This is a genomic window from Streptomyces sp. CC224B (assembly GCF_030010595.1).
Classification (GTDB): Bacteria; Actinomycetota; Actinomycetes; order Streptomycetales; family Streptomycetaceae; genus Streptomyces; species Streptomyces longispororuber.
This window is the reverse complement of sequence record NZ_JASCXL010000212.1, coordinates 1-5239: the sequence shown is the minus strand read 5'-3', so window position 1 is coordinate 5239 and position 5239 is coordinate 1. Positions and strand designations below refer to the sequence as shown.

At 72.6% G+C, this 5239-nt stretch carries 5 protein-coding genes; all 5 read right to left on the bottom strand.

Translation table 11 applies throughout. From position 1 onward, the window contains the following. Positions 1-1450 (bottom strand): cytochrome P450 (locus QK440_RS40650; protein WP_282798298.1); only part of this gene is annotated, 1450 nt, incomplete at its 3' end. Between the two features lie 40 nt (positions 1451-1490). Beyond that, positions 1491-2120 (bottom strand): ATP/GTP-binding protein, encoded by a 630-nt coding sequence (locus QK440_RS40645; RefSeq protein ID WP_282798297.1) that lies wholly within the window; start codon positions 2118-2120, stop codon positions 1491-1493. Beyond that, complete coding sequence (locus QK440_RS40640) at positions 2101-2451, bottom strand: DUF742 domain-containing protein (protein WP_282798299.1); 351 nt, start codon at positions 2449-2451, stop codon at positions 2101-2103. Before QK440_RS40640 ends, QK440_RS40645 begins: the two co-directional genes overlap by 20 nt. Before the next feature lie 110 nt (positions 2452-2561). After that, positions 2562-2969: a roadblock/LC7 domain-containing protein gene (locus QK440_RS40635; RefSeq protein ID WP_282798296.1), complete on the bottom strand. Its 408-nt coding sequence runs from the start codon at positions 2967-2969 to the stop codon at positions 2562-2564. Next, complete coding sequence (locus QK440_RS40630; protein ID WP_282798295.1) at positions 2966-4618, bottom strand: ATP-binding protein; 1653 nt, start codon at positions 4616-4618, stop codon at positions 2966-2968. Before QK440_RS40630 ends, QK440_RS40635 begins: the two co-directional genes overlap by 4 nt. Positions 4619-5239: the final 621 nt, after the last annotated feature.

Here is a 5239-nt window from a genome sequence, read left to right as displayed (position 1 = left end):
GGGGGGGGGCGCGCGGCGCGGCGGGGGGTGCCGGCGGCGGCGCCGGGGCGGCGGGCGGCGCCGGGACGGCGGCGGGCGGTACCGGCTGCGGCAGCGGCGACGACACCTCCCAGTTCTTGCGCGGCGCCGCCACGTGCGCCATGGGCCGGGCCCCGACGTCCTGCGGCGGCCGCTTGCCGAAGGTCACCGGCAGCGCCACCAGATGCCGGGACAGGATCGTCGAACGCCAGGTCAACTCCGACTCGTCGATGGCGAGTTCGACGTCCGGGAGCCGCATGAGCAGCGCGTCCACGCCGGTGTCGGCGATGGCGCGGCCGATGTCCTGTCCGGGGCACTCGTGCGGTCCGCCGCTGAAGGCCAGGTGCGAGCGGTTGCCCTGCATGTTCGCGGACAGGTCGGGGCGGACGACGGGGTCCACGTTGCCCGGCTGGATGCCGAGCAGGAGGCCGTCGCCGGCCCTGATCCGCTGGCCGCCGAGCTGGGTGTCCTGCTTGGCGAAGTAGCCGACCATGGCGCTGAACGGCGGCTCGTCCCACAGGGACTGCTCGACCGCCTCCGGCACGGTCATCTGGCCGCCGCTGAGCTGGGCGCGGAAGCGCGGGTCGGTGAGCACCATGCGCAGCACGTTGGCGATGAGGTTCGCCGTCGCCTCGTACGCGGCGATGAGCACAAGGCGCAGGTGCGCGGCCACCTCGTCGTCGGTGAGTTGCTGGGGCTGGGCGATGAGGGCGCTGGTGAAGTCCTCCTCGGGGTGGGCGCGGCGGCGCGTCACGTGCCGGGTGAGGGCCTCCATCACGTAGGCGTTGCTGGCGATGGCCGTGTCGGTGCCCTTGATCATGTCGCGGGCGGCCTGCACCATGCGGTCGCTGTAGTCCTCGGGCATGCCCAGCACGTGCAGCATGACCATCATCGGCAGGTGCTCGGCGAACTGGCTGACCAGGTCGGCGGTGCCCCGCTCGCAGAAGTCGTTGAGGAGTCCGTTGGTGTAGCGGTTGATGTGGCGGCGGATGCCGCGGTGGTCGAGGCCCGCCATGGCGCCGGTGACCGCGCCGCGCAGGCGCTGGTGCTCGGCGCCCTCGGCGAAGGTGCACATCGGCTGCCAGGTGAACACGGGCGCCAGCGGGTGGTCGGGGCCCGCGGTGCCGTCCTTGACGGCGCTCCACACGCGGGAGTCGCGGGTGTACTGCGAGGGCGTGCGGACCATGTGCAGGTTCTCGCTGTGGCCGAGCACCGCCCAGACGCGTACGTCGTGGTGGATCAGCGCGGGCGCCACGGGGCCGTGCTCGGCGCGCAGCTTCTCGTACACGCCCGCCAGGTCCGCGTCGGCCTCGGGCCCGTACAGCCGGCGCAGCCCGCCGGGGCCGGTGGGGGCGATGTCCTGGTGGGCGGGGCAGCCGGGCGGCGCGGCGGTGGATCGGGACGGGGCGGGGGACGAAGAGGGAGTCGTCACGGTCATCGCTCCGGGGTTGCGAAGGTTCGTGGGGCCCGGGCTAGGCCCGGGCCATGGCGAGGGAGTGCAGATAGCGCATGAGGGTCAGCAGCGCGTCGCGGCTGGAGGAGCGCCGGCGCGCGTCGCAGTGCACGATCGGCACGCCCTTCTCCAGGTCGAGCGCCGTCCGCAGGGCCTCGACGGGGTGCCGGGGCGCGTCCGGGAAGTCGTTCACGGCGATGATGAACGGCACCCCGCGCTCCTCCAGGCGCCCTATCACGTCGAAGCTCACGGCGAGGCGCCGTGTGTCGATGAGGACGACCGCGCCGAGCGCGCCTTCGAAGAGGCCGTTCCACAGGAACCAGAACCGCTCCTGCCCGGGGGTGCCGAACAGGTAGAGCACCAGTTCCTCGGAGATGCTGATCCGGCCGAAGTCCATGGCCACGGTCGTGGCGGTCTTGGTCTCGGAGCCGTAGTCGTCGTCGACGCCGATGCCGGCCTCGGTCATGGTCTCCTCGGTGGTCAGCGGGCGGATCTCGCTGACGGAGCCCACCATCGTGGTCTTGCCGACCCCGAAGCCGCCCACGATGACGATCTTCACCGCGGAGGAGGCCGTCGCCGGCAGCACGTCCTGCTCGCGCGGCCCGGGGAGCATGCCGGAGGTGAGCGTGTCAGAGCTTTTGAAGTCCATGCATCACCGCTTCGAGAAGGGAACGGTCGGGGAGCGCGGAGCGCACGACTGGGGCACGCGCCTGCACTAAGTCCGCCGCGAGCAACTCCGTGAGGACCACGGTCACCACGCTGACCGGCAGCACCAGGTAGGCCGAGAGCTCCGCCACGGACAGCGGGGTCCGGCACAGCCGCAGCACCGCCGAGTGCTCCGGCTGCGCCGTCGGTGACGGCTCGGCCTTGGCGACGATCAGCGTGACCAGGTCGAGCGGCGCCCGCTCGGAGTCCTTGCCGGTGAGGATGTAGAGCCTCGCGGGGTTCTCCGGGTCGCGCCGCGCGCGCTGGACGGGCACCTCGGCCTGGAACCGCGGGTCGTGGACGTCGTCGAAGGAGTCCGCGGCGGCGAAGGCGTCCAGGGAGTCGAGGGAGTCGTAGGAGTCGAGGGAAGGGTCGTGCGGATGAGTCATACGGCCTGCCCGTCTCGCCGGGGCGGACTCGTCAGGTGGGCGCCGATCCGGACGACCAGGTCGCGCATGCGGTTGGCGACCAGCCCCGCGTCGACGGTCTCGTCGGCGAGCACGGCCAGATAGGCACCGGCGCCCGCGGCCATCATGTAGAAGTAGCCGCCGTCGACCTCGATGATGACCATCCGCATGGTGCCGTCGCTCTCCGTGATCTCGGTGGCGACGGCCGCGGCGAGGCTCTGCAGTCCGGCGCAGGCGGCGGCCAGGCGGTCGGCGCCGTCCGGGTCGCCGCCGTGGCGCGCGATGCGCAGCCCGTCGGCGGAGAGCACCACGATCTGCCGGGTCTGCGGCACGCCGTCGGCGAGTTCCTTGAGCATCCAGTCGAAGTTGGCCCGCTGCTGGATCACTTCCAGCCCCCCTCGTCGGCGTGGTCGGTACTGCCGTGGTCGTTCTCGTCGCGGTCCTGCTGCGGTGCCGCCGGGTCGGGCACGGGCGCGGGCTCACCCGCGCCGGGGCTCTCGCCCTTCACACCCGCCATGAAGGCCTCCACCCACATGCCGGGCGGGGGCTCCTCCTTCTTCTTCTTCGGCGCGGGCCGGGCGGGGGCGGCCTGCGCGGGCGAGGCCGCCAGGGCCGCCTCCGCGCGCCGCTGCGCCTCCGCCTCCTGCTTGTAGCGCTCGGCGAGGGACATCTTGACGCGGCTCCTGCGCTGCGGCAGGCCGTTGGCCGTCCACTCGGTGACCTCCGGGACCTCGTCCGCCATGGAGGAGCTGAACGACATGGAGGGGCGCGGCACGGTGGTGACCTTGCGCGGCTTCTTGCGCCGGATGTCCCGGGCCTCTTCGATGATCTTGCCGTCGGCGTCGACGCGCGGCACCGCCGAGGCGCCGATGCCGTGCGCGAGACCGGTCGCCGGCGCGCTGGTGAGCATGTCGCGCGGCACGATGAGGACGGCGCGCACGCCGCCGTACGCGGACTGCCGCAGCGAGATCTGCATGTTGTACATCTGCGAGAGCCGGCCCACGACCGCCATGCCGAGCCGCGGCGTCTCTCCGAGGTCGTTCAGGTCGAGGCCCTTCTGGGCCTCCTCGAGCATCTTCTCGGCCCGGCCGCGGGCCTCCTCGCTGAGGCTGACACCGCCGTCCTCGATCTCGATGGCGATGCCCGTCTGCACCTCGACGGCGGTGACGTGCACGCGGGTCTGCGGCGGGGAGTAGCGGGTCGCGTTGTCGAGGAGTTCGGCGCAGGCGTGGATGAGCGGCTCGACCCGGGTGCCGTGGATGGCGACCTTGGCGATGGAGTGCAGATCGACGCGCCGGTACTCCAGGATGCGGGACATGGCGCCGCGCAGGACGCTGAACAGCGGCACGGGCTTCGGCCACTGGCGGCCCGGCCGGGCGCCCCCGAGCACGGTGATCGAGTCGGCGAGGCGGCCGATGAGGGCCGTGCCGTGGTCGATGCGCAGCAGGTCGTCGAAGACCTCGGGGTTGTGGCCGTGGAACTCCTCCATCTCGCGGAGTTCGGCGGCCTGTTGGTGGACGATGGACTGCACGCGCCGGGCGATGTTGACGAACGCGCGCTGGGCGTTCTCCCGCATCGCCTCCTCGTGGTCCATGATGTCGAGGATCGAGCGCAGCAGTACGCGCTGCGCGTGCGGCAGTCGCCGGTTGGTCTCGTCGCCGTCGATGACGAGGCGGACGACCTCCGAGGGGGCCTCGCCCTGCCGGACGCGGACGACCATGTGCGGCAGCAGGTCGCGGGCGAGCCGCTCGGTGTCGTCGTCGAGGGCCGCGATCCGCTGTTCCAGGTGGGCGACCCGCTCCGCGTGACTCCTGCGCAGCTCCCGGATGGCGCGGCCGCGGCGGGCGGCCTCGGCGCCGACGGCGATCACCATCAGCGTGGCGACCGTGCCGCACCAGGCCACGGCGGTCCGGGCCGGGTCCGCCACCACGGCGACGGCGGCTCCGGTGACCGCCGCCATCAGCATGGCGGGCAGCAACAGTACGCGTACGTAAGGGACTTCTCGGCCACCGGGAGGCGATTGAACACTCACCATGTATGCCCTCTGAAGACTCGTCTTGGGGGAGGAAATCGGGGAAGTGGGGGATGCGCACGGGGTGGTGCGTGGGGTGGTGCGGGTGGTGCGGGGGTGGTGCACGGGGGTGGTGCGAAGGCTGTGCCGGGGGGGGGTGGTGCGAGGGAGGTGCGGGGGTGCGAGGGGGTGGAGCACGTACAGGGGAATGAATTGTCGAATAGGCAGAGATATGCGCGAACAAGNGCGCGAATCTGGCGCAACTCGTTCAACTCGCCGCGCTCCGGGCGAGCTTAGTCGGCTCGCATCACGCTGGAGTCATATTCGGCAACCCTCTGCGAGCGCTCGCCGAGGCGCCTACACTCAACCCTATTTACACGCTTCGCGATCAATCGAACGCGTTCTGTTACCTCGTCGAACAGCGGCGTCCACCCGTCGTTCCGCCCCCTCCCACCGCACCGGCGGGGAGGAACGAGCGCATACGTGTGCGGCCCCCGCCGGGTCACCCGGCGGGGGCCGCACACGTCCGGGCGGGGGGCGCCCGGCGCGGGGGGGGGGGGGGGGCGGCGCCGCGCGCGGGGGGGGGGCCCCCCCCCCCCCGCGGGGGGTGTGGGGGGGGGGGGGGGGGGGGGGCGCCCGGGGGGG